36 protein-coding genes are annotated in these 23729 nt (G+C 40.5%); 33 read left to right on the top strand and 3 right to left on the bottom strand.

The window, feature by feature from the left end:
* Positions 1 to 85: 85 nt before the first annotated feature.
* Positions 86 to 1546 (top strand): glycoside hydrolase family 30 protein, encoded by a 1461-nt coding sequence (locus tag BLS59_RS13535; RefSeq protein WP_091149808.1) that lies wholly within the window; start codon positions 86 to 88, stop codon positions 1544 to 1546.
* Positions 1547 to 1693: 147 nt separating this feature from the next.
* On the opposite strand, the gene BLS59_RS13530 is transcribed toward BLS59_RS13535, so the two are convergent.
* Together BLS59_RS13530 and purU are read right to left on the bottom strand one after the other, a co-directional pair.
* The gene (locus BLS59_RS13530; RefSeq protein ID WP_091149807.1) at positions 1694 to 2572 is read right to left on the bottom strand and encodes an endonuclease/exonuclease/phosphatase family protein; all 879 of its coding nucleotides are present in this window, start codon (positions 2570 to 2572) and stop codon (positions 1694 to 1696) included.
* 99 nt (positions 2573 to 2671) lie between these two features.
* Entirely contained in the window at positions 2672 to 3496 is an 825-nt protein-coding gene (gene purU / locus BLS59_RS13525) for a formyltetrahydrofolate deformylase (RefSeq protein WP_091149806.1), read from the bottom strand.
* Between the two features lie 96 nt (positions 3497 to 3592).
* Here purU and BLS59_RS13520 point away from each other — a divergent pair, with 96 nt between their 5' ends.
* From BLS59_RS13520 to rplQ, 31 genes are all read left to right on the top strand, one after another.
* The gene (locus BLS59_RS13520) at positions 3593 to 3823 is read left to right on the top strand and encodes a hypothetical protein (protein WP_091149805.1); all 231 of its coding nucleotides are present in this window, start codon (positions 3593 to 3595) and stop codon (positions 3821 to 3823) included.
* Positions 3813 to 4139 (top strand): type II toxin-antitoxin system RelE family toxin, encoded by a 327-nt coding sequence (locus tag BLS59_RS13515; RefSeq protein ID WP_091149804.1) that lies wholly within the window; start codon positions 3813 to 3815, stop codon positions 4137 to 4139. Before BLS59_RS13520 ends, BLS59_RS13515 begins: the two co-directional genes overlap by 11 nt.
* Before the next feature lie 366 nt (positions 4140 to 4505).
* A complete protein-coding gene (rplC, locus tag BLS59_RS13510; protein ID WP_091149803.1) occupies positions 4506 to 5123 on the top strand; it encodes a 50S ribosomal protein L3 in 618 nt (205 codons plus the stop codon).
* Position 5124: 1 nt separating this feature from the next.
* Entirely contained in the window at positions 5125 to 5757 is a 633-nt protein-coding gene (gene rplD / locus BLS59_RS13505) for a 50S ribosomal protein L4 (protein WP_091149802.1), read from the top strand.
* A gap of 2 nt (positions 5758 to 5759) precedes the next feature.
* Positions 5760 to 6050 carry a 50S ribosomal protein L23 gene (rplW, locus tag BLS59_RS13500; protein ID WP_090643376.1) on the top strand — a complete coding sequence of 97 codons (291 nt, stop codon included), beginning with the start codon at positions 5760 to 5762 and terminating at the stop codon, positions 6048 to 6050.
* Positions 6051 to 6057: 7 nt separating this feature from the next.
* Positions 6058 to 6885, top strand: coding sequence for a 50S ribosomal protein L2 (rplB, locus tag BLS59_RS13495; RefSeq protein ID WP_091149801.1), 828 nt, complete (start codon positions 6058 to 6060; stop codon positions 6883 to 6885).
* Complete coding sequence (rpsS, locus tag BLS59_RS13490) at positions 6885 to 7151, top strand: 30S ribosomal protein S19 (RefSeq protein ID WP_076377419.1); 267 nt, start codon at positions 6885 to 6887, stop codon at positions 7149 to 7151. Before rplB ends, rpsS begins: the two co-directional genes overlap by 1 nt.
* Before the next feature lie 6 nt (positions 7152 to 7157).
* Positions 7158 to 7586 carry a 50S ribosomal protein L22 gene (gene rplV, locus BLS59_RS13485; protein ID WP_091149800.1) on the top strand — a complete coding sequence of 143 codons (429 nt, stop codon included), beginning with the start codon at positions 7158 to 7160 and terminating at the stop codon, positions 7584 to 7586.
* A gap of 6 nt (positions 7587 to 7592) precedes the next feature.
* Positions 7593 to 8501: a 30S ribosomal protein S3 gene (rpsC, locus tag BLS59_RS13480; protein ID WP_091149799.1), complete on the top strand. Its 909-nt coding sequence runs from the start codon at positions 7593 to 7595 to the stop codon at positions 8499 to 8501.
* A gap of 48 nt (positions 8502 to 8549) precedes the next feature.
* Complete coding sequence (rplP, locus tag BLS59_RS13475; protein WP_091149798.1) at positions 8550 to 8972, top strand: 50S ribosomal protein L16; 423 nt, start codon at positions 8550 to 8552, stop codon at positions 8970 to 8972.
* Between the two features lie 81 nt (positions 8973 to 9053).
* Entirely contained in the window at positions 9054 to 9263 is a 210-nt protein-coding gene (gene rpmC, locus BLS59_RS13470) for a 50S ribosomal protein L29 (RefSeq protein ID WP_091149925.1), read from the top strand.
* A gap of 18 nt (positions 9264 to 9281) precedes the next feature.
* Positions 9282 to 9536, top strand: a complete 255-nt coding sequence (rpsQ, locus tag BLS59_RS13465; protein ID WP_091149797.1) for a 30S ribosomal protein S17 — start codon at positions 9282 to 9284, stop codon at positions 9534 to 9536.
* 1 nt (position 9537) lies between these two features.
* The gene (gene rplN / locus BLS59_RS13460) at positions 9538 to 9906 is read left to right on the top strand and encodes a 50S ribosomal protein L14 (protein ID WP_067059744.1); all 369 of its coding nucleotides are present in this window, start codon (positions 9538 to 9540) and stop codon (positions 9904 to 9906) included.
* A 2-nt stretch (positions 9907 to 9908) separates the two neighbouring features.
* Positions 9909 to 10253 carry a 50S ribosomal protein L24 gene (gene rplX, locus BLS59_RS13455; RefSeq protein WP_091149796.1) on the top strand — a complete coding sequence of 115 codons (345 nt, stop codon included), beginning with the start codon at positions 9909 to 9911 and terminating at the stop codon, positions 10251 to 10253.
* Complete coding sequence (rplE, locus tag BLS59_RS13450; protein ID WP_091149795.1) at positions 10253 to 10816, top strand: 50S ribosomal protein L5; 564 nt, start codon at positions 10253 to 10255, stop codon at positions 10814 to 10816. The genes rplX and rplE overlap by 1 nt, the downstream gene beginning before the upstream one ends.
* Entirely contained in the window at positions 10809 to 11078 is a 270-nt protein-coding gene (gene rpsN, locus BLS59_RS13445) for a 30S ribosomal protein S14 (RefSeq protein WP_090643411.1), read from the top strand. Before rplE ends, rpsN begins: the two co-directional genes overlap by 8 nt.
* Positions 11079 to 11227: 149 nt before the next feature.
* Positions 11228 to 11626 (top strand): 30S ribosomal protein S8, encoded by a 399-nt coding sequence (gene rpsH, locus BLS59_RS13440; protein WP_091149794.1) that lies wholly within the window; start codon positions 11228 to 11230, stop codon positions 11624 to 11626.
* Between the two features lie 16 nt (positions 11627 to 11642).
* Positions 11643 to 12200 (top strand): 50S ribosomal protein L6, encoded by a 558-nt coding sequence (gene rplF / locus BLS59_RS13435; protein ID WP_091149793.1) that lies wholly within the window; start codon positions 11643 to 11645, stop codon positions 12198 to 12200.
* A gap of 5 nt (positions 12201 to 12205) precedes the next feature.
* Complete coding sequence (gene rplR / locus BLS59_RS13430; RefSeq protein WP_091149792.1) at positions 12206 to 12556, top strand: 50S ribosomal protein L18; 351 nt, start codon at positions 12206 to 12208, stop codon at positions 12554 to 12556.
* A 12-nt stretch (positions 12557 to 12568) separates the two neighbouring features.
* On the top strand, positions 12569 to 13087 hold the full coding sequence (gene rpsE, locus BLS59_RS13425) for a 30S ribosomal protein S5 (protein ID WP_091149791.1): 519 nt from the start codon (positions 12569 to 12571) through the stop codon (positions 13085 to 13087).
* 5 nt (positions 13088 to 13092) lie between these two features.
* On the top strand, positions 13093 to 13272 hold the full coding sequence (gene rpmD / locus BLS59_RS13420; RefSeq protein WP_076377393.1) for a 50S ribosomal protein L30: 180 nt from the start codon (positions 13093 to 13095) through the stop codon (positions 13270 to 13272).
* Between the two features lie 4 nt (positions 13273 to 13276).
* Positions 13277 to 13723, top strand: a complete 447-nt coding sequence (rplO, locus tag BLS59_RS13415; RefSeq protein ID WP_091149790.1) for a 50S ribosomal protein L15 — start codon at positions 13277 to 13279, stop codon at positions 13721 to 13723.
* Positions 13724 to 13730: 7 nt separating this feature from the next.
* Complete coding sequence (secY, locus tag BLS59_RS13410; protein WP_091149789.1) at positions 13731 to 15071, top strand: preprotein translocase subunit SecY; 1341 nt, start codon at positions 13731 to 13733, stop codon at positions 15069 to 15071.
* 8 nt (positions 15072 to 15079) lie between these two features.
* Entirely contained in the window at positions 15080 to 15871 is a 792-nt protein-coding gene (gene map / locus BLS59_RS13405; protein ID WP_091149788.1) for a type I methionyl aminopeptidase, read from the top strand.
* 63 nt (positions 15872 to 15934) lie between these two features.
* Positions 15935 to 16153 (top strand): translation initiation factor IF-1, encoded by a 219-nt coding sequence (infA, locus tag BLS59_RS13400; RefSeq protein WP_090643449.1) that lies wholly within the window; start codon positions 15935 to 15937, stop codon positions 16151 to 16153.
* Positions 16154 to 16161: 8 nt separating this feature from the next.
* On the top strand, positions 16162 to 16278 hold the full coding sequence (rpmJ, locus tag BLS59_RS13395) for a 50S ribosomal protein L36 (protein WP_074487407.1): 117 nt from the start codon (positions 16162 to 16164) through the stop codon (positions 16276 to 16278).
* Positions 16279 to 16351: 73 nt separating this feature from the next.
* On the top strand, positions 16352 to 16729 hold the full coding sequence (gene rpsM, locus BLS59_RS13390) for a 30S ribosomal protein S13 (RefSeq protein WP_091149787.1): 378 nt from the start codon (positions 16352 to 16354) through the stop codon (positions 16727 to 16729).
* Positions 16730 to 16862: 133 nt separating this feature from the next.
* On the top strand, positions 16863 to 17252 hold the full coding sequence (gene rpsK, locus BLS59_RS13385) for a 30S ribosomal protein S11 (protein WP_091149786.1): 390 nt from the start codon (positions 16863 to 16865) through the stop codon (positions 17250 to 17252).
* A gap of 65 nt (positions 17253 to 17317) precedes the next feature.
* A complete protein-coding gene (rpsD, locus tag BLS59_RS13380) occupies positions 17318 to 17926 on the top strand; it encodes a 30S ribosomal protein S4 (protein ID WP_091149785.1) in 609 nt (202 codons plus the stop codon).
* A gap of 95 nt (positions 17927 to 18021) precedes the next feature.
* Positions 18022 to 19014, top strand: a complete 993-nt coding sequence (locus BLS59_RS13375; protein WP_091149784.1) for a DNA-directed RNA polymerase subunit alpha — start codon at positions 18022 to 18024, stop codon at positions 19012 to 19014.
* Between the two features lie 213 nt (positions 19015 to 19227).
* Positions 19228 to 19803 carry a 50S ribosomal protein L17 gene (rplQ, locus tag BLS59_RS13370; RefSeq protein WP_091149783.1) on the top strand — a complete coding sequence of 192 codons (576 nt, stop codon included), beginning with the start codon at positions 19228 to 19230 and terminating at the stop codon, positions 19801 to 19803.
* A 243-nt stretch (positions 19804 to 20046) separates the two neighbouring features.
* On the opposite strand, the gene BLS59_RS13365 is transcribed toward rplQ, so the two are convergent.
* Complete coding sequence (locus BLS59_RS13365; protein WP_091149782.1) at positions 20047 to 21342, bottom strand: TlpA family protein disulfide reductase; 1296 nt, start codon at positions 21340 to 21342, stop codon at positions 20047 to 20049.
* Between the two features lie 292 nt (positions 21343 to 21634).
* Here BLS59_RS13365 and dnaK point away from each other — a divergent pair, with 292 nt between their 5' ends.
* A complete protein-coding gene (dnaK, locus tag BLS59_RS13360; RefSeq protein WP_091149781.1) occupies positions 21635 to 23551 on the top strand; it encodes a molecular chaperone DnaK in 1917 nt (638 codons plus the stop codon).
* The last annotated feature ends 178 nt before the right edge of the window (positions 23552 to 23729 follow it).

Here is a 23729-nt window from a genome sequence, read left to right as displayed (position 1 = left end):
GGCCGATCAATTGGGTTTAGCTTGAGAACCCGGTTGATTAACCGGCTAGCAATAGTGATAGCCGGATTAACCAATTTATTAGATCATGAAAAAGCAAATTTTAGTTACCTGCTTTATTGCAGGCGGTCTTGCGAGGGCTGTCTCAGTAAATGCCCAGGGGGCTGCTCCGTTTTCGGCAAACAACAAAACTGTAAAAGTTATTGTGTCTGAAAAGGTAGCAGGTTACAAATTTACCCCTACAGAAACCCTCCAATTTAAAGACAGCCCTCAACCTGCCGAAACAGATGTATCTGTTTTTGTTGATCCGGCAAAGTCATTCCAAACCATGCTGGGCATCGGCGGCGCATTAACAGATGCCTCGGCCGAAACGTTTTACAAACTGCCCAAAGACAAACAAAAGGAATTTTTAACGGCTTATTACGATAAGGAAAAGGGCATTGGCTATACCATGGGCCGCACCAATATCCAAAGCTGCGATTTTTCCAGCAGTAGCTACGGCTACGTTAAAGAGGGTGACGCCGATCTTAAAACTTTCGATATAAGCCATGATAAAACCTACCGCATACCTTTTATTAAAGCAGCTACAGCGGCGGCAGGCGGTAAACTAAACCTGTTTGTATCGCCCTGGAGCCCGCCTGCGTTTATGAAGGATAACAACGACGTACTGCATGGCGGCAGGCTTAAACCCGAGTTTGACCAAAGCTGGGCAAATTTTTATGTGAAGTTTATAAAAGCTTATGAAAAAGAAGGCGTACCTATTTGGGGCCTTACTGTACAAAACGAACCTATGGCCAAACAAACCTGGGAATCATGTATGTATACTGCTGAAGAAGAACGCGATTTTGTAAAGAATTTTTTAGGCCCAACGTTGCAGAAACAAGGCCTGGCCGATAAAAAACTTATTGTATGGGATCATAACCGCGATTTGCTTTATCAGCGTGCCAGTACTATTCTGGAAGATCCCGAAGCCGCCAAATACATTTGGGGAGTTGGGTTTCACTGGTATGAAACCTGGACAGGTGCCGGGCAGCAATTTGAGGCTACACGCCGGGTGCATGAATCGTTCCCTGATAAAAACCTGATCTTTACCGAAGGCTGCATCGAGAAATTTGATATCGCTAAGATCAACGACTGGGCAATAGGCGAGCGCTATGGCTTATCTATGATCAATGATTTCAATGCAGGCACCGTAGCCTGGACGGACTGGAATATCCTGCTTGATGAAAAGGGCGGCCCTAACCATGTAGGTAACTTTTGCTTTGCCCCCATACATGCCGATACTAAAACAGGTAGCCTTATATATACTGCATCATATTATTACCTTGGTCATTTCTCTAAATACATTCAGCCGGGAGCCAAACGCATCAGCGCTGTTGCCAGCAGGGATAAACTGTTAACCACCGCATATCAAAATCCCGATGGTAAACTGGCTATAATAGTAATGAATCAAACCGACGAAAAAATTGATTACAGTCTTTGGATAAAAGGCAAAGCGGCAAAAACAACAAGTCTGCCGCATTCAATTGCCACTTTGATAGTGGAATAGGGGAGATGAGAGGCAAGAAGTAAGAGTCAAGAATCAAGAGAAAAGCTTTGCACAATAAAAGTGCAGCTATCTTGATTCTTGACTCTTACCTCTTGATTCTTTTTTAAAGCAGCTCTCTTGATTCTTGACTCTTATTTCTTGATTCTTTTACTTGTGCTCTACCACAATCATAACCGGGTAATGGTCTGATGGGAGTTTGATCTCGTATTTCTTCTTTTTACGGTTTAACGACCAATAGGTATCGGTAAGGATGCCGTAGCGTTTTACGGTAAAATCATTACTCAGGAAAATATGGTCTATCCGGCCTATGGGCATTTCTGTAAGCTGAAAATTATTGAAGGTGCCGCTCGCTGCATCCGTTAATGGCGATAGCTCGAAAGCATCTTTCAATACGCCCGATGTATTGATCACCGCATAGCTGTCTGATGTTTCATCTACATTAAAATCGCCCGATAATATGACCGGCGCGGTGCCTGCAAGCTCTTTAGCTTTTGCAAGGGCCAGTTTTGCACTTTCCCTGCGGGCAACTACACCAATATGATCCATGTGTAGGTTAAAATAGAAAAACTTGTAGCCGGTTTTTATTTCCTCGAACGCACCCCACGAGCAGATCCTGGGCAGTACGGCATCCCAGCCTTTATTGGGTTTGTCGGTTATGGTAGAGAGCCAGAAATCGCCGTGGTTAAGTAATTTAAATTTATTGGTCTTATAAAATATGGCCGAAAACTCACCTTCGGTTTTACCATCGTCCCTGCCTATACCGGTGTAAGCATAGCCAGGCATGGCCGCAGTTAAATTTTGCAGTTGGTGGTAAAGGCCTTCCTGCGTGCCAAAAATATCGAAATCGTGAAACTGGATAAGCTTAGCTATAACCGGCAGGCGCTGTTTCCAGCCGTTGCCGCGTACCGAATCATCATTAGTAGTATTATCATTTCGCAAATTATAGGTAGCCACCGTAAACTGTTGACCAAAAACTACTGTGCAGGAAACAACCGCAAACAGAACAATAAGAATAAGCTTTTTCATAATTGGTTTATAGATGATGTAATAGCACAAATGTAAATGGTAATTATTAATACAGTGTTAAAATAGCCATCGATAGTTTAATTTATTGAGATGCAAGGCTTAGGAAAAAACAACTGTTTTGTTGCCGTAAACAAATACCCTATCCTCAAAAACCAGTTTAAGTGCATTTGCCAGTACAGATGATTCTATCTCCTGGCCGGCTTTAACCATATCTGTGGCGGTAAAAGAATGATTTACGGGGATGATCTGCTGGGCAATGATGGGCCCTTCATCCAATTCGTTGGATACAAAGTGGGCAGTGGCGCCGATGAGCTTTACCCCGCGTTCAAAAGCCTGGCGGTAGGGATTAGCACCAATAAACGCCGGCAAAAATGAATGGTGGATATTAATAACCCGCATCGGGAACTTAGTCACAAAGCCCGGCGACAGGATACGCATGAATTTGGCCAGTACCAGGTAATCTGGCGAGTATTGGTCTATTACATCGGTAAGTTTCTGTTCAAACTCGGCTTTGCTGGGCTGTTCATGCGGGATGTGGTAAAAGGGCATATCAAAGCGTTGACAAATATCCTGCAGCGTGGCGTGGTTACCTATAACGCATTGCACACTTGCACCAAGCGTGTTAAAAAAGTTGCGGATAAGTATATCGGCCAGGCAATGGTACTCTTTAGTTACCAGCACTACCACTTTTTTATGAGGGATAGGGTTTACCGAAATGGTGGCCCCTTCGGGCAGCACCTCTTTTAAAGTAGCTTCCAACCCGGTATCGTCACCGTCTTCTACCTGCAGGCGCACGAAGAAAATATTTTCGGCTTTGTCCACATGCTCGCGCATAGAAACAATGTTGAGCTGATGTTTGGCTAATATGGTTGAAATGGAACCAACAAGTCCCACCTGGTCTTTACATTGGATAACAATAATCATGGCTTAATGATACAAACAATTTGCGGGAAAAAGGAGTGATATACTTGTAAATTATAACGACCGTTATATTTATTATAAAATGTTTAAATTTGTTATATGACAACGCTTACGATAGAAATACCTGAAAGGGTGGGAAAAACATTGGCTGATCTAGTGGAACAATTAGGAGGCAAAGTAATATCTGTAACGGAAGATGTAAAGCAGAGCCGTGCTTCAAAAAAGAAACAAATACTGGATGATGTTGAAGAATCTATGAAATTTGTTAAACTACACGAGGAAGGTAAAGCTGAAGCTAAAACATTAGAGCAGTTGCTTAATGAGCTATAAAATTCTGCTAACCCCTTCGTTTGAGAGGGAACTTAAAAAACTCTCAAAAAAATACTTATCTCTAAAAGGCGATCTATCTGTATTATTGACCTTATTAAAAGAAGATCCCACCACTGGTAAATCTTTAGGCAATGATTGCTACAAAATAAGGTTAGCTATATCCTCAAAAAATAAAGGTAAATCTGGTGGTGCAAGAGTAATTACTTATGTGAAAATAGTTGATGAAGTTATTTATCTGATTTCGATATACGATAAGTCTGATACCGATAGTATTTCGGATAATGAGATACTGAGCAAGATGAAGTTGTATAAATAGTAAGATCATTCTATCAGATGCTTAAATTACTCCGGCTCTCATAAGGCTTCTCCACTGTGCAATCGTATAGCCTCTAAAGAAAAAATTAGAAACTTTTTCCCTTTCATTGTACACTTTGAATCCGATAAAAGAGCCGCCTTTCTCATCTCAATAAGCAGCCTTTTCACGCCTAAAGCAAACCACTTCACCTTCAATGCAATAGGTTAAAACCGCCTGTTAAAACATGTATACAAAAATTATAAAAAAATAACTCATTAACTATTTGATAATTACTGTAAAGTTTCTATCTTTGCCGTCCCTTTCGGGGGGAATAATATGTCTTGAACGAAGCCCTACTGCTTCGATGGACACAAACAAATTAAGAAAATGTCAGGAATTATTGGTAAAAAAGTAGGAATGACCAGCATTTTCGATGAAACAGGGAAAAATATTCCTTGTACAGTAATCGAAGCTGGCCCTTGCGTGGTAACACAAGTTAAGTCTGTAGATACAGACGGATATGCTGCTGTACAGCTGGCATATGGCGACAAAAAGGAAAAAAACACTTCTGGTCCGTTAAAAGGACACTTCCAAAAAGCCGGTACAACCCCAAAACGTAAACTCGTTGAATTCAAATCTTTCGAGGATGAAAAATCATTAGGTGATACAATCACTGTTGATATTTTCGCCGCCGGAGATTATGTGGATGTGGTTGGTACTTCAAAAGGTAAAGGATTTCAGGGTGTGGTAAAACGTCACGGTTTTGCGGGTGTGGGTATGCAAACTCACGGTCAGCACAATCGTTTACGTGCACCGGGTTCCTTAGGAGCGTCATCATGGCCGTCGCGTGTATTTAAAGGCATGCGCATGGCAGGTCAAACCGGTAACGTACGTGTTAAAACACAAAACTTACAAGTGGTTAAGGTTTACGCTGAGCAAAACCTGTTGGTTGTTAAAGGTTCCATCCCAGGAGCTAAAGGTTCATTCGTAATAGTTGATAAATAAGATGGAAGTTAACGTATTAAACGTATCAGGTAAAGAAACAGGTGCCAAGGTGCAGCTTCCTGAGTCGGTATTCGGTATTGAGCCCAACGATCACGCTATTTATCTTGATGTTAAGCAGTATTTAGCTAACCAGCGTCAGGGTACACACAAATCAAAACAGCGTAATGAAATTGCAGGTTCAACCCGCAAGTTATATAAACAAAAAGGTACAGGTGGTGCCCGTGCAGGTAGCGTTAAATCTCCGTTGTTCAACGGTGGTGGTCGCGTTTTCGGTCCGCAACCACGCGATTACAGCTTTAAATTAAACAAAAAGCTTAAATCACTGGCCCGTAAATCGGCTTTATCATACAAAGCAAAGGATAACAACATTTTAGTATTGGAAGATTTTAATTTTGATACCATCAAAACTAAAAACTACATTAAAATGGAAGCCGACCTGAATGTTACTGATGACAAAACGTTATTAGTAGTAGCAGGTGTGGAAAACAACAATGTGTATTTATCAAGCAGAAACCTGAAAAAAACTAAAGTTATTTCGGTTGAGCAGCTTAACACTTATGATGTGTTAAACGCTGGTAAACTGTTACTAACTTCAGGTGCTCTTAAAACTTTGGAGGAAGCATTAGCTAAGTAATTATGGAAATTTTAAAGAAACCCCTACTTACTGAAAAAGTAACTCAATTAACAGAGAAACTTAACCGTTATGCTTTCAAAGTTGATCACAGAGCAAACAAAATTCAGATTAAAGGCGCCATTGAGGCAATGTATGGTGTTAACGTTAAGGCGGTAAACACTATGAAATACGTCGGCAAACTTAAAACTCGCAACACTAAGGCAGGCGCCGTATCTGGCCGCGCTGCAACTTACAAAAAAGCGATCATTACGTTAAATGACGGACAAACAATTGATTTTTACAGCAATATATAATTAAGAGATGGCAGTAAAGAGATTTAAACCGGTTACACCGGGTACCCGTTTCAGAGTTGACGTATCTAACTCAGATATTACAACAAACGTTCCTGAAAAATCGTTGGTTGTATCAGCCAACACAAGATCGGGCGGTCGTAACAACAGCGGTAAAATGACTATGCGCTACATGGGTGGTGGTCATAAACAAGCATATAGGTTAATTGATTTTAAACGTAATAAGTTTGATATCCCGGCAAAAGTTGCAACTATTGAGTATGATCCTAACCGTTCTGCACGTATAGCACTGTTACATTTTGTTGATGGTGAAAAACGTTATATGATAGCACCGGAAGGCTTAACAGTTGGTACGATTGTTACATCTGGCGAAGGTGCCGCCCCGGAGGTTGGTAATACCATACCTTTGAAAAACATCCCGTTAGGTTCTATCATCCACAATATTGAGTTAAACCCAGGCCAGGGTGGTGTTATTGCCCGCAGCGCCGGTACTTACGCTCAGCTTTCTGCACGTGATGGTAAATATGCCATCATCAAATTGCCTTCAGGCGAAACACGTATGATATTGTCAACTTGTTTGGCAACTATCGGTACCGTTTCAAACGGCGAAAGAGCAAACGCGGTGTTAGGTAAAGCTGGTCGCAAACGTTGGTTAGGCCGCAGGCCGCGTGTTCGTGGTGTTGCCATGAACCCGGTAGATCACCCTATGGGTGGTGGTGAGGGTAGAGCCTCAGGTGGTCATCCACGTTCACGTAAAGGTTTGTTAGCAAAAGGCTACAAAACACGTGATAAGAAAAAAGGGTCGGATCGTTATATCATTGAAAGAAGGAAAAAATAATGGCACGTTCAATTAAAAAAGGACCTTATATTGATCATAACCTGGAAAGAAAAGTTCTTACCTTGAATGAATCAAGTAAAAAATCAGTTGTGAAAACATGGTCACGTCGTTCCATGATCTCTCCTGATTTCGTTGGTCACACATTCGCAGTACACAACGGTAACAAGTTTATCCCGGTGTATGTAACAGAAAACATGGTTGGTCACAAGTTGGGAGAATTTGCTCCAACCCGTACATTCCGCGGTCACGCAGAGAAGAAAAAATAACAGGCAATGGAAGCAACAACAAAAATCAAAAAGTCTGTATTAATCAGGCAACAAAAAGAAGCTGCTAAGGCCCTTGTAGGCGGCGCTTCGGTTGCCAAATTACAGGACTGCCCAACTTCACCACGCAAAATGCGTTTGGTGGTTGATCTGATCCGCGGTGAAAACGTTGAGAAAGCGTTATACATATTAAAATTCACTAACAAAGAAGCTGCTATTCGTGTAGAGAAACTTTTGTTATCAGCCATTAAAAACTGGGAAGCAAAAAACGAAGGCAAACGTGTTGAAGACAGCGGCTTATTTGTTAAAGAAATATCAGTAGGTGGTGGTCGCCAGCTAAAAAGGTTACGCCCTGCTCCGCAAGGAAGAGGATACCGTATCCGCAAACGCTCAAACCATGTAACCATTATTGTGGATAGTAAAAACGTTAATAATTAATTTGAAATGGGACAGAAAGCAAATCCAATAGGAAACAGGTTAGGAATCATCAGAGGATGGGATTCTAATTGGTTCGGTGGAAATCACTATGCCGACAAATTAGTTGAAGACGAAAAGATCCGCAAGTATCTTTCAGCTCGTATAGCTAAAGGTGGTGTATCTAAAGTGGTTATCGAACGTACATTAAAACGCATTACTGTAACTATCCACACTGCCCGTCCGGGTATTGTGATTGGTAAAGGCGGTGCTGAGGTTGATAAGATCAAAGAAGAGTTGAAAAAACTTACCAAAAAGGAAGTTCAGATCAACATATTTGAGATCAAACGCCCTGAGCTCGACGCACAATTAGTTGCAGAAGGCATTGCAAAACAACTGGAAGCACGTATCTCTTTCCGTCGTGCCATGAAAACTACAATTGCTTCAACCATGAGAATGGGTGCTGAAGGAATCAAGATCATGACATCAGGCCGTTTAGGTGGCGCTGAGATGGCACGTAGCGAACAATATAAAGAAGGAAGAATTCCTTTGCATACTTTCCGTGCCGATATTGACTATGCATTAGCAGAAGCTTTAACCACTTATGGTAAAATAGGTGTTAAAGTGTGGATTTGCAAAGGCGAAGTTTACGGCAAACGCGATCTATCTCCAAACATTGGCGGTACAAGCAGCAACAGCGGTAAAGGTGGTCGTCCAGATGGTGCTCCGGCATTTGGTGGAAGAGACAACCAACGCGGTGGCGAACGTGGCGGTGAACGCAGAGGCGACAGGAAACCAGGTGGCGACCGTAGAGGTGGTCCGGGTGCAGGTGGCAACAATGGCCCACGTGGTGGCGGCAACAGCCGTCCGGGTGGTGCAGGTGGCAGCCGTCCAGGTGGTCAAGGCGGCAACCGTCCAGGTGGCCCAGGAAAGAGATAATAATTAAAGTAGAAGAAAAATATCGTAACGATATAAAAGCTTAAGAAAATGCTACAGCCAAAAAGAACGAAGTTCAGAAAGATGCAAAAAGGCAGGATGAAAGGTTTAGCCACTCGTGGTGCTGAACTTTCATTCGGATCTTTCGGTGTAAAATCACTCGAAGCGGCATGGATTACCAGCCGCCAGATCGAGGCTGCACGTATCGCTGTAACACGTTTTATGAAACGTGAAGGCCAGGTATGGATAAGGATATTTCCTGACAAGCCTGTAACCAAAAAACCAGCAGAGGTACGTATGGGTAAAGGTAAAGGTGCTCCGGAATACTGGGTTGCAGTAGTGCGCCCCGGAAGGATCATCTTTGAAGCCGAAGGAGTACCTTTGGAAGTTGCTAAAGAGGCTTTACGCCTTGCAGCACAAAAACTTCCGGTACAAACAAGATTTATAGTACGTAGGGATTACGTAGAAGCATAAATAAGTCAGCGGTTTTGAGTTTGCGGTTATCAGTTTGGTATAGTAGGCTTGGAACTAAAAACTCAAAACAATAATAGAAAAATGAAAAACTCAGAAATTTTGGAGCTATCAACTGAAGAATTAGTTGCAAGGATCACGGAGGAAAGGGCAAACCTTACCAAATTGAAATTTGCTCATGCTGTTTCGGCTATTGAGAATCCAACCCGTATAACAAAGGTACGCAAGGGAATTGCTCAGTTAAATACTGAATTAACAAAACGCAAAGCGGCGTCGGCTTCTGAAAAGAATTAATTTTTAGCATTCAGAAAAATGGAAAGAAATTTAAGAAAAACACGTACCGGCCTGGTAGTTAGCAATAAGATGGAAAAATCTATTGTAGTTGCTGTTGAGCGGAAAGTGAAACACCCGATCTACGGTAAGTTCGTTAAGAAAACTACCAAATTTATGGCTCACGATGAAACCAATACTTGTGGTATTGGAGATACCGTATTGATTATGGAAACACGCCCGCTGAGCAAGAGCAAAAACTGGAGATTAGTTCAAATTATAGAAAGGGCTAAATAAGATGGTACAACAGGAATCAAGATTAAACGTAGCCGATAACAGCGGAGCTAAAGAAGTTTTAGTGATCCGCGTATTGGGTGGTACCGGTAAAAGGTATGCCTCAATCGGCGATAAGATAGTAGTTACCGTAAAAAGCGCGATACCATCAGGTAACGTGAAAAAAGGTACCGTATCAAAAGCCGTAGTAGTACGCACCAAAAAAGAGATCCGCAGAAAAGATGGTTCATACATCCGTTTCGACGATAACGCAGCCGTTTTGTTAAATAACCAGGATGAACCAAGAGGTACCCGTATCTTTGGCCCTGTTGCAAGAGAACTGCGTGAGAAACAATTTATGAAAATTGTATCATTAGCACCGGAGGTATTGTAATCATGGAAAAGAAGAAACACGTACAACCAACTAAATTAAAGATCCGTAAAGGTGATTTAGTAAAAGTTATAGCCGGTGATTCAAAGGGAACACAAGGCAAAATCGTTGAAGTTATAATTGACAAAGGCAGGGCTATTGTTGAAGGTGCCAATATGGTATCAAAACATACTAAGCCTAATGCTGCCAATCCTAACGGTGGAATTGTAAAGCAGGAAGCTGCTATACATATTTCAAATCTGGCACTGGTTGATCCTAAAACAGGTAACACAACCCGTGTAGGCCGTAAGAAAAACGATGCCGGTAAATTAGTAAGGGTATCAAAAAAATCAGGGGAGGAAATTAAGTAATGACTTACATACCAAGATTAAAAACGAAATATAAGGACGAAATTCGCACCGCGCTGAAAGATAAATTTCAGTACAAAAGCGTAATGCAGGTTCCTAAATTAGAGAAAATTGCCATTAACCAGGGTGTAGGTGGTGCTACTACCGATAAAAAACTTATCGAAAACACCATCACTGAGTTAACTACCATCACCGGTCAGCAGGCAGTATCTTCAAAATCTAAAAAAGATATCTCAAACTTTAAATTGCGTAAAAATATGCCTGTAGGCGTACGTGTTACCTTGCGTGACAACACAATGTATGAGTTTTTGGATCGTTTAATTGCTGTTGCCCTGCCACGTATCCGTGACTTTAAAGGTATCAACGATAAAGGTTTTGACGGAAGAGGTAACTATACTTTAGGTATAACAGAGCAAATTATATTCCCTGAGATTAATATTGACAAGATCAATAAAATTCAAGGTATGGATATTACCTTTGTAACCTCCGCAACAAACGATGTTGAAGCATTGGAGTTGTTGAAACAATTTGGATTACCATTTAAAAATCAAAATAGCAATGGCTAAAGAAGGTGTAAAGGCACGTGAAGTTAAACGCGCTAAATTGGTTGCTAAATACGCAGAGAAAAGAGCAGCCCTTAAAGAAGCCGGCGATTACGTTGGCTTAGACAAATTACCTAAGGCTTCGTCACCGGTGAAATTACACAATCGTTGTAAATTAACCGGCCGCCCACGTGGTTACATGCGTCAGTTTGGTATTTCACGCGTAACATTCCGTGAAATGGCTCTTGACGGTAAGATCCCGGGAGTAAAAAAAGCGAGCTGGTAAGCAAACTTTAATGTTTAAAAGTAAAAATTCAAAACATAACTCAGTTTCGTTTTGAATTTTTACTTTTGCACGTTGAAAAAAAATGAATTAACCGATGGAAGGTCGCCCCGGATGTTACGGGAAGGAAACCACTGTCATAACACAATAAAATGAATACAGATCCAATCGCAGATTATCTTACAAGAGTAAGGAATGCTATTAAAGCCAACCATAGGGTTGTTGAAATTCCTGCATCAAATCTGAAAAAGGAAATCACTAAGGTGCTTTTCGACAAAGGTTACATTGCCAATTACAAGTTTGAAGACAGTACAGTACAAGGCACTATTAAAGTGGCTTTAAAGTACCACCCGATAACTAAAATTTCTGCTATCCGTAGCATTACGCGCATCAGTAAACCAGGTTTGAGGAAATACGCAGGCATGGATAACTTGCCAAGAGTATTAAATGGTTTAGGTATCGCCATCCTGTCAACTTCAAAAGGCGTAATGTCTGATAAAGAAGCACGTCAGCAAAATGTTGGTGGTGAGGTTTTATGCTACGTTTATTAATAGGAGAAATTAAGCAATGTCAAGAGTAGGAAAAGCACCGATAGCACTGCCACAAGGAGTTACTATTACCGTATCAGCAGATAATGTTGTTACTGTAAAAGGCCCTAAAGGTGAGTTGCAGCAAGCGGTTGATAGCGATATCACCATTGCACAGGAAGACGGTCAGTTACTGGTTCAACGCCCGTCTGATCAAAAGCGTCATAAAGCATTACATGGTTTATACCGTGCGCTTTTAAATAACATGGTTGTAGGCGTAACAGAAGGTTACAAAATACAGCAAGAATTAGTAGGTGTGGGTTACCGTGCTACTAATACAGGTAATACATTAGATTTAGTGTTGGGTTACTCTCACCACTACGTATTTGAATTACCAACAGAAATTAAAGTTACAACCACTGCTGATAAGGGTAAAAACCCAACTATCATACTTGAATCAATTGACAAACAATTAATTGGCCAGGTAGCTGCAAAAATACGTTCGTTACGTACTCCAGAGCCTTACAAAGGTAAAGGTATTAAGTTTGTAGGCGAGATATTGAGAAGAAAAGCAGGTAAATCAGCATCTAAAAAATAATCGTCATGGGAGCTAAATTATCAAGAAGAGACAGGATTAAAAAAGGCATCAGAAAACGCCTTTCAGGATCAACAGAGCGTCCTCGCCTGTCAGTATACAGGAGCAATAAAGGTATTTACGCGCAGATCATCGACGATTTAACCGGTAAAACTATCGTATCGGCTTCATCTTTATCAAAAGACTTTGCAGCAGATGGTACAAAATCTGATCAGTCTGTAGCTGTAGGTAAACTGGTTGCTCAAAAAGCACTGGCTGCAGGTATTAAAGATGTGGTTTTCGACAGAAACGGTTACTTGTACCATGGTCGTGTTAAGTCACTGGCCGAAGGTGCACGTGAAGGTGGTTTAAACTTTTAATCGAACAGAGAAATGTCAACAATCAACATAAAAAGAGTAAAAACAAGCGAGATCGAATTAAAAGACCGCTTGGTAAGCATACAGCGTGTTGCCAAAGTAACCAAAGGTGGTCGTACTTTCAGCTTTTCTGCTATCGTAGTAGTAGGTGATGAAAACGGTGTTGTAGGTTACGGTTTAGGTAAAGCTAAAGAGGTTACTGAAGCAATTGCTAAAGGTATTGATGATGCTAAAAAGAACTTGGTAAAAGTTCCGATTATCAACAACACTATACCTCACGAGCAAATTGGTAAATTCTCTGGTGGTTTCGTTTTCTTGAAGCCAGCAGCAAATGGTACCGGTGTTATTGCGGGTGGTGCAATGCGTGCAGTGTTAGAGTCTGCAGGGATCCACAACGTGTTAGCAAAATCAAAAGGTTCATCAAACCCGCACAACGTGGTTAAAGCAACCGTATCTGCATTATCACAATTACGTGATGCGCATACAGTAGCACAACAACGTGGCATTAGTTTAGGTAAAGTTTTTAACGGATAATCGTCATGGCTAAGATCAAAATAACACAGATTAAGAGCGTGATCGACAGAAGTGAGCGCCAAAAAAAGACAGTCGAAGCCTTAGGCTTACGTAAAATTAACCACAGCGTGGAAGTTGAAGCCACGCCTGCTATAATTGGTATGGTTAGAAAAGTTAATCACCTGGTAGCGGTAGAAAATATTTAATATCATGAATTTAAGTAATCTTAAACCTGCAGAAGGTTCTACTAAAAATAGAAAAAGAATTGGCCGTGGTACAGGTTCTGGCCGTGGCGGTACGTCAACCCGTGGCCATAAAGGTGCCGGTTCACGTTCAGGTACCAGCACTAAGGTTGGTTTTGAAGGCGGTCAGATGCCTTTGCAACGCCGTGTGCCTAAGGTAGGTTTCAAAAACCCTAACCGTGTGGAGTATACAGGTGTAAACCTTGATGTACTTCAGGAATTAGTAGAGAAATATACACTTGCAAAAGTTGATTTCGCTACTTTGAAAGAACATGGTTTAGTTTCTCGTAACGACCTGGTTAAAATCCTGGGCCGTGGCGAACTGAAAGCCAAATTAGAAGTTGAAGCACATGCATTTACTGCTACAGCTCAAAAAGCTATTGAAGCAGCTGGTGGTACCATAGTTAAGCTATAATTTTAGGATGAAGAAATTTTTCACCACATTATCCAATATCTGGAAAATCGAAGATTTGAGAGTGCGTATTATTAACACACTCTTATTTCTTTTAATATATCGCGTAGGTTCATACGTGGTGCTGCCAGGGGTTAATTACGCATCTGTAGCTGACCAAAAATCAGAAGGATTAGTAGGATTGCTGAATATGTTTGCAGGAGGTTCGTTTTCGCGTTCCTCTATTTTTGCATTGGGTGTAATGCCTTATATTTCGGCTTCAATTGTGGTGCAATTGCTGGGTATAGCCGTTCCTTACTTCACCAAACTTCAAAAAGAAGGTGAAAGCGGCCGTAACAAACTAAACCAGTGGACGCGTTACCTAACAATAGGTATTACTGCTGTTCAGGCAATTGCCTATGTAGGGTCACAAATCACTCCAGAGGCGCGTTTATTCACCGGTCCGGTGTTTACCATACTTAACACATTTGTTTTAACAGCAGGTACATTATTTGTAATGTGGCTTGGCGAAAAAATAACTGATAAAGGTATTGGTAATGGTATATCGTTGATTATAATGGTGGGTATCATAGCCCAGTTGCCAGGCGCGTTTTTAACGGAATTCCAGTCACGTACCAGTGGTGCAGGTGGTTTGGTAACGTTTGTGGTTGAAATTGTAGCACTTATTGGTGTGGTAATGTTCACTATACTTATTGTACAAGGTACCCGTAAAATTGCGGTTCAATATGCAAAACGTATAGTAGGCAACAAACAATATGGCGGTGTACGTCAGTACATTCCCTTAAAGGTGAATGCAGCTGGTGTAATGCCAATCATATTTGCGCAGGCATTAATGTTTATACCAACAACAATACAGCAGTTTTTTCCTAATGTATCATCAAGTGGTATTTTAATTGCCTTATCAAATTACAACTCGTGGCAGCACAATTTGTTGTTTGCAATATTGATCATCCTGTTTACCTACTTCTACACAGCAATTACGGTTAATCCTAACCAGATGGCTGATGATATGAAGAAAAATAGCGGCTTTATCCCCGGTATTAAACCAGGTGCAGCAACAGCGAGTTTTATTGATGGTGTAATATCAAAGATAACTTTACCTGGATCTATATTCCTTGCTATTGTAGCAATCATCCCGGCAATTGCCAGTTTGGTAGGTGTATCTCCAATCTTCGCAAGATTCTTTGGTGGTACTTCACTGATCATCCTGGTAGGTGTTGTTCTGGATACATTGCAACAAATAGAAAGTCACTTGCTGATGCGCCATTATGATGGTTTAATGAAAACCGGACGAATTAAAGGACGTACAGCAATGCCAGCTGCTGCCGGAACAACTCCGACAGCGATCTAATATTAGGAATGTCAAAAATCATTTATAAGTCTGCCGAGGAAATAGAGCTCATAAGAGCAAGCGCACTGCTGGTGTCCAGAACACATGCTGAAGTTGCTAAAGTAATAGGCCCAGGCGTTACAACTATTGAACTCGATAGACTTGCTGATACCTTTATACGCGACAACGGCGGAATTCCTACTTTTTTAAATTACGGTGGATTTCCATATTCCCTCTGCATATCGCTCAATGATCAGGTAGTACATGGTTTTCCCGGAAAGCATGTTTTGGTGGAAGGTGACCTTGTATCTGTTGACTGTGGTGTTACCCTGAATGGATTTGTAGGCGACTCGGCTTACACCTTTGCCATTGGCGAGGTGAGTGACATGGTTAAGAAACTTATGCGGGTAACCAAAGAGTGCCTTGACTTAGGTGTTGCAAAAGCTGTAGTAGGCATGCGCATAGGCGACATAGGCTACGCGATACAGGAACATGCAGAGAAGAATGGCTTTGGTGTAGTAAAAGAGCTTGTAGGGCACGGTGTTGGCGTTAAACTGCACGAAAAACCCGAAGTGCCTAACTACGGTAAACGTGGTGCAGGCATTAAGCTTGAAGAAGGTATGGTGATTGCCATTGAACCAATGATAAACGCAGGCCGTGCCGGTGTTAAGTTTTGGGATGATGGATGGACAGTGTCAACATCAGATAAAAAACCATCTGCTCATTATGAGCATACGGTAGCTGTAGGCAAAGGTAAACCAGATATTTTATCAACGTTTGAATACGTTGATAATGTTTTAAAAGAAAAGAGTAATAATTAAATAATTTTTATTAATTTTGCATCCCGGTTTTAGGGCGGATAATTAAGTAATAATCAACAAAATATGGCTAAACAATCTTCGATTGAGCAAGACGGTACAATTAGAGAGGCATTGTCAAATGCAATGTTCAGAGTTGAACTCGAAAACGGCCATGAGATTATTGCGCACATATCCGGCAAAATGCGTATGCACTACATAAAGATTTTACCTGGCGACAGAGTAAAACTGGAAATGAGCCCGTACGATTTATCAAAGGGTAGAATAACTTATAGATATAAATAAACAAAGAGATGAAAGTTAGAGCATCCATTAAAAAACGCAGCGCTGATTGCAAGATCATTCGCCGTAACGGGAAACTTTATGTTATTAACAAAAAGAATCCTAAATACAAACAGCGTCAGGGATAATTAAAAAAAATGTGATAATTCGTACAACGGTGGCCCGCCGTTCGGTTATCATCTAAAAAAACAAACTATAAATATGGCAAGGATTTCAGGTATAGATTTACCGAAAAACAAAAGAGGAGAAATCGGACTTACTTACATTTTCGGTATAGGCCGCTCAACAGCTCAAAGAATTTTAGCTGAAGCAGGTATCGATGTGAACATTAAAGTACAAGACTGGACCGATGAGCAGTTAACCTCAATTCGTACAATCATTAACGATCAGATCAAGGTAGAAGGTTCACTTCGTTCAGAAGTTCAACTTAATATCAAACGTTTAATGGATATTGGTTGTTACCGTGGTACACGTCACCGTAAAGGTTTACCATTACGTGGTCAGCGTACTAAAAACAATTCACGTACCCGTAAAGGAAAACGTAAAACAGTTGCTAATAAAAAGAAAGCTACTAAATAATAAGTGAATAGTGATTGAAGAGGCGGTGAATAGTCGCTTTGCAGATCATTAGGATTACCTCATTTGAAAATAATAATTAATGGGTCCGGATTATTCGTTAGTTCAGTAATTCATTAATTCAACAAGTAAAAAAATGGCTAAGAGCAAAAAAGTAACCAAAAAGCGTATTGTAATTGTTGAGCCGGTTGGCGAAGCACACATCAACGCTACTTTTAACAACATCATTATTACCCTTACCAACAAAACAGGTCAGGCCGTTTCATGGTCATCTGCTGGTAAAATGGGTTTTAAAGGTTCAAAAAAGAACACACCTTATGCAGCTGGTCAGGCTGCTGCCGATTGCGGTAAAGTAGCTTATGATTTAGGCTTACGCAAGGTTGAAGTATTTGTAAAAGGCCCAGGTGCCGGTCGTGAGTCGGCCATCCGTACCTTGCAAACTACAGGTATTGAAGTTACCACTATAAAAGACATCACACCGCTTCCACACAATGGTTGCCGTCCGTCTAAAAGAAGAAGAGTTTAATTAACAGATTTTAAAGCTAAGATTCAGCAGCTAAAGGCTGCCTGATACTTTAAGAACACACAAAAATGGCTAGATATACAGGACCAAAGTCCAAAATTGCACGTCGTTTCCGTGAGCCGATCTTCGGTCCGGATAAAGCGTTAGAACGTAAAAATTACCCACCGGGAATGCATGGCGCTTCAAAACGTCGTGGAAAACAATCTGAGTATTCAACTCAGTTGATGGAGAAACAAAAAGTAAAATACACTTATGGTGTATTAGAGCGTCAGTTCGAAAACTTGTTTCACCGTGCATCGGCTAAAGAAGGTATCACAGGTGAAAACCTCTTGAAATTCTTAGAAGCCCGTTTAGATAATGCAGTTTTCCGTTTAGGTATTGCACCTACACGTTCAGCAGCACGTCAGTTGGTAAATCACAAACACATTAATGTAAATGGTGCAGTTGTAAACATCGCATCTTACGCATTAAAAGCTGGTGATGTGATCTCGGTTCGTGAAAAATCTAAATCATTGGAAGCTATCTCAACATCGGTAGCCGGAAGAAGAATCAACAAATACAGCTGGTTAGCATGGGATGCAAATGAATTAACAGGCACATTCCTAAACTATCCTAACCGCGATGAGATCCCTGAAAATATTAAGGAAAACCTAATCGTTGAGTTATACTCAAAATAATAAAGATAATTATCCAGGGGATGGTTGGCATATTATGTCAATCATTTTCGTGGTTTAAATCAATTCAATTAGTAAACAATAAATAAAGGATATAAATGGCAATTTTAGCATTTCAGAAACCTGACAAGGTTATCATGCAGAAATCGAATGATTTTGATGGCACGTTTGAGTTTCGTCCGTTAGAACCAGGCTTCGGTGTAACCATAGGTAATGCTCTACGTCGTATCTTACTATCATCATTAGAAGGTTTTGCTATTACTTCTGTTCGCTTTTCAGGAGTGATGCACGAGTTTTCAACCATCAAAGGTGTTGTTGAAGATGTTACCGAGATCATCCTGAACCTTAAACAGGTTCGTTTCAAAAAAACGGGTGAATCTGGCGACAGCGAAAAGATATTTGTTATCATCAATGGCCAGGATGCTTTTAAAGCTGGAGATGTTTCTAAATTCTCTAACAACTTTACAGTATTAAATCCTGATCTGGTTATCTGTAACATGGATTCGTCTGTAACGCTTGAAATTGAGCTTACAGTAGCAAAAGGCCGTGGTTACGTTCCAAGCGAAGAAAACAAAAACCCTGATGCTAACGTAGGTGTTATCGCTATCGATTCCATCTTTACGCCAATCAAAAACGTAAAATACACCATTGAAAACTATCGTGTTGAGCAAAAAACTGACTATGAGAAATTAGTTTTGGATATTGCTACTGATGGTTCAATTCACCCTGAAGATGCATTAAAAGAAGCGGCTAAGATCCTTATCCAGCACTTTATGCTATTTAGCGATGAGAACATGATGCTTGAAGCACAGGCTAAAGAAGAAACTAAAGAAGTTGATGAGGAAATTTTGCACATGCGCAAGATCCTTAAAACCGAATTGGTTGATCTTGACCTTTCTGTACGTGCATTAAATTGCCTTAAAGCTGCAGATATCCGCAGCCTTGCCGATTTAGTATCGTACGATGTTGCTGATATGTTAAAGTTCAGGAACTTTGGTAAAAAATCATTAACTGAAATTCAGGACCTGGTTAAATCAAAAGGCTTATCTTTTGGTATGAACCTGTCTAAATTTAAGTTAGACGAAGAATAAAGATATAAGATGTTAGATTTGAGACATGAGATTTATCTCGCCTCCGATCTAACATTTTTTATTTAATAATAAACGGGATTCAGGATAACGGGTTTAGGACGAAAGTCTCAAATCTCATATCTAACATCTCAAATCTAATACACAAATAGCGAAGGCATAATTCCGAAGGCTTGAGTAATCGCCAGACGGTATGCACGTGAAATAACAATAACAATGAGACACGGAAAAAAAAACAATCACTTAGGCCGTACTACCAGCCACCGCAAAGCGATGCTGTCAAACATGGCAACTTCGCTTATCCTGCACAAGCGCATCACAACAACATTAGCTAAAGCAAAAGTTTTACGCGGTTATGTTGAGCCTTTATTAACAAAATCAAAAAGCGATACTACGCACTCACGTCGTACAGTATTTAGCTACCTGCAAGATAAGGATGCAACTACTATCCTTTTCCGCGAAATTGCTGAGAAAATTGCAAATCGCCCGGGTGGTTACACACGTATCATCAAGTTAGAAAACCGTTTAGGCGATAACGCCGAAATGGCAATCATTGAACTGGTAGATTATAACACTGTTTACGGTGCAGATACTGCAGCAGCAACAGCTAAAAAATCAACCCGTCGTCGTGGTGGTTCAACTGCAAAAGCAAAAACAGCTGCACCAGTAGCTGCTGAAGAAGTAGCAGTTGCCGAAGAAGTTAAAGCACCGGTTGCTGAAACAGCTGAGGCTCCAGCCGCTGAAGCTCCTGCAACACCAGAAGCAGAAGAAAACGCTGAAAAAGGAGAATAATTTTTCCCTTACAGATATGGAAAGCCCCACTCATTCGAGTGGGGCTTTTTTTGTGGGCTTTTGTCTTAACCAGGATTTATAGAATTAGGGGTTACTTGACTTATCCCTTTGTGCACTGTCCGAAATCTTTAAATTTAGATGGACATGTAGGTAGTCTTCAGCCTGAAGGGGTTGTCCAAAGTCATATACTTTGGACGGATATTGATGTAGTTTTCAAACTACATCAATATATCAAATTAAACATTATTTCTGATTAGCTGAGAAACCAAATATTGCTGAAAGTTTACGCTCAATTTCTGGCAGATAGAGCGTTCCTGTATTTTGAAATATTATTTTGCCTTCCGGATTAAGGATAACAAAATTAGGTATGCCCGAATCTCGAAAATTATACTTTACCGGTTTATCAGGTATAACGGAGTTCCATAACAGGCTGTCTTTCCTGGTCATCTCTAATGCCTTCTGTTTTGCATTTTCTAAATCTTCATTAATGCTTATAATGGAGAAGTCCTTATCTTTAAATTTATTATAAATCTTTTTTAATACCGGTACCGCTTCCCTGCATGGCACACACCAGGTGGCCCAAAAATCAAGTAGCACATACTTGCCTCTAAAATTATTCAATTCAATCTGTTGCCCGTTTTGGTTTTTGCCTTTGAAATTTGGTAAGTAGGTGTTTACTTCGGCGCCTTCAATATGTGTCCCAGATATGTCTGCTATTCTCAATTCGTTTTTGCTGCTGTCGGCAGCTATCAACTGGTAAAACTTGCTATTATATTGAAAAACGTCGCCAGGTTTATAGGGCTTTGACGAGATTTTTTCTCCCGGAAGCCGAACCCGAAAAATGAATTCATTACCAGAATGTTTCTCAATATAAATCAAACAACCTTTAAAGGCTGTACGCCATGTGTTTTCAATAGTAGTGTACTGTATAAAAAGCTTTTTCTGCAAACTGTCAATAGAACTCATTGAAATACTGCTGGGAAAATAGGGGAACAACAATACATTCATAACGTTGAGTGTATCACCTTGAGCTTTGTGCATAAGGGTAATGTTAATATTAAACCTTAACATTTTCTTATTGCCGCCTTTTTCATCCAGCTCTTTGCTGTTAAATGATATTACGGGGTCATCGGTAAAATCATTATTAAAATTTATATCTGTTATAAAATAGCGTTTGTAGCCATCATCATAGCATAATGTTCTTAAATTTTGCCCCTGTGTAATGCCGGATATTTTTTTGATAATGTTAGTTGCCGATGTACTGACTATCCATCCTTTATAAGGAAGCTTGAATGTACTTATCACATGAGCTTTATTGATATCTTTAGGTAAAACAGACTGTGAAGTATTAGATTCATCCGGAAGATTCAAACTAATACTTGGCATCCAAGATGTATCATATTGCATTAGCTTTTCATACTTTAATTTTATTGTATGATCATTGGATTGTGAGCATACTTTACCGGTTATTAATAACATTAAACCGGTGAGTACGATAAAAAATCTTGAAGTGCATTCATTGGCTGTTATGTATTTCATTTTATGGTTTATGGTTTAAATTGTTTTCTTACAATTTATAGTTTATAGAATAATTAATTTTAATTAAAAATGCGCAAACGTTTGTGTTCATAAATTATTAAAATACTATGGGTATCTGATACTGAAGTGCACCATATCACCAATCTAAACCCTGCCAACCTGTCACCACCAATCCCCGCATTTCTGACGCGTTATTTGCCATCCTGACTTTATCGTCTGCCAAACACATATTGGCACAAACGTTGTTAAATAGGTGTTGTAGTAAAATATAAAATCAAGAAAAAATAATCATATGTCTAAAATAATTGGAATCGACTTAGGAACAACAAACTCCTGCGTAGCTGTAATGGAAGGTAACGAGCCTGTAGTTATAGCAAACAGCGAGGGCAAACGTACTACGCCGTCCGTAGTAGCTTTTATTGATAACGGTGAGCGTAAAGTTGGTGATCCTGCCAAACGTCAGGCTATCACAAACCCTACTAAAACTATTTCTTCTATCAAACGCTTTATGGGTAACCAGTTTAACGAGGTTACTACCGAAGCTGGACGCGTACCTTACAAAGTGGTTAAAGGCGATAACAACACCCCGCGTGTTGAAATTGGCGACCGTAAGTACACTCCGCAAGAGATCTCTGCAATGATCCTTCAGAAAATGAAGAAAACTGCCGAAGATTTCTTAGGAACTGAAGTTACTGAAGCGGTTATTACTGTACCTGCTTACTTTAACGATGCACAACGTCAGGCTACTAAAGAAGCCGGTGAAATTGCTGGTTTAAAAGTACGTCGTATTATTAACGAACCTACTGCTGCTGCCCTGGCTTATGGCTTTGATAAAGCACACAAGGATATGAAAATTGCAGTTTTTGACTGTGGTGGTGGTACACATGACGTATCTATCCTTGAATTAGGTGACGGCGTTTTTGAAGTAAAATCAACTGATGGCGATACGCACTTAGGGGGTGATGACTTTGACCAGGTAATTATTGACTGGTTAGCTGACGAATTTAAAGCCGACGAAGCAGTTGACCTGCGTAAAGACCCAATGGCTTTACAACGTTTAAAAGAATCTGCAGAAAAAGCTAAGATTGAATTATCAAGCTCTGCCCAAACTGAGATCAACCTGCCATACATTACCGCTGCTGACGGTGTGCCAAAACACTTGGTTAAAACTTTAACCCGTGCTAAATTTGAGCAACTGGCTGATAGTCTTATCAAACGTACTATCGACCCATGTAAATCAGCATTGAAAAATGCAGGTTTAAGCACTTCAGATATCGACGAAGTTATCCTGGTAGGTGGTTCTACACGTATCCCTGCTATACAGGAAGCTGTTGAAAAATTCTTTGGTAAAGCACCGTCAAAAGGTGTTAACCCTGATGAAGTTGTTGCTATTGGTGCAGCTATTCAAGGTGGTGTATTAACAGGTGAGGTTAAGGATGTGTTGTTGTTAGATGTTACCCCACTTTCATTAGGTATTGAAACTATGGGTGGTGTAATGACAAAATTAATTGAATCAAACACAACTATCCCAACCAAAAAATCTGAAACTTTCTCTACAGCATCTGATAGCCAGCCATCTGTTGAGATCCACATATTACAGGGCGAGCGCCCAATGGCTGCGGGTAACCGTACTATAGGTCGTTTCCACCTGGATGGTATTCCACCAGCACCTCGTGGTGTGCCACAGGTTGAGGTAACTTTTGATATTGATGCCAACGGTATATTGCACGTATCTGCTAAAGATAAAGCAACCGGCAAAGAGCAAAAGATCCGTATCGAGGCTTCTTCGGGCTTAACTGATGCCGAGATCAAAAAGATGAAGGACGAAGCCGAAGCAAATGCTGATGCTGACAAAAAGGCAAGAGAAGAAGTTGAAAAATTGAACGGTGCCGATGCCCTTATCTTCTCGACAGAAAAACAACTGAAGGAATACGGTGATAAGATCGGTGCTGACAAAAAAGGCCCTATTGAAGCTGGTTTAGCCAAGCTTAAAGAAGCTTATTCAGCTAAAGATTTCGATGCTATTGAAACTGCTCAAACTGAACTTAACGCTGCATGGGCTACTGCATCTGAAGAGATGTATAAAGCTGCTGCTGATGGTGGACAAGCTCAGCCAGGTGCCGAAGGCGCTCAAGGTGCTGGGCCACAAGATCATGGCGACACCGTAACAGATGTTGACTTTGAAGAAGTTAAAGACGAGAAAAACTAAGCATTAGTTTTAATCATATTAAAAAAGCCCGGTTGGATTTTCTAACCGGGCTTTTTTATGGGTGAACTTTCCTATGTTAATTTACGAGGCACCTACGGAGCCACGCTGCAATTTTTATTTTGCTATAAACACGAAGCTCCGCTGGAGCAAAAAGAAGACTACTTGGCTTTTTGAAGAA

This window comes from Mucilaginibacter pineti (assembly GCF_900101875.1).
Taxonomy (GTDB): Bacteria; Bacteroidota; Bacteroidia; order Sphingobacteriales; family Sphingobacteriaceae; genus Mucilaginibacter; species Mucilaginibacter pineti.
The sequence above is the reverse complement of the archived record's forward strand: the minus strand, read 5'-3'. Positions and strand labels throughout refer to the sequence as shown.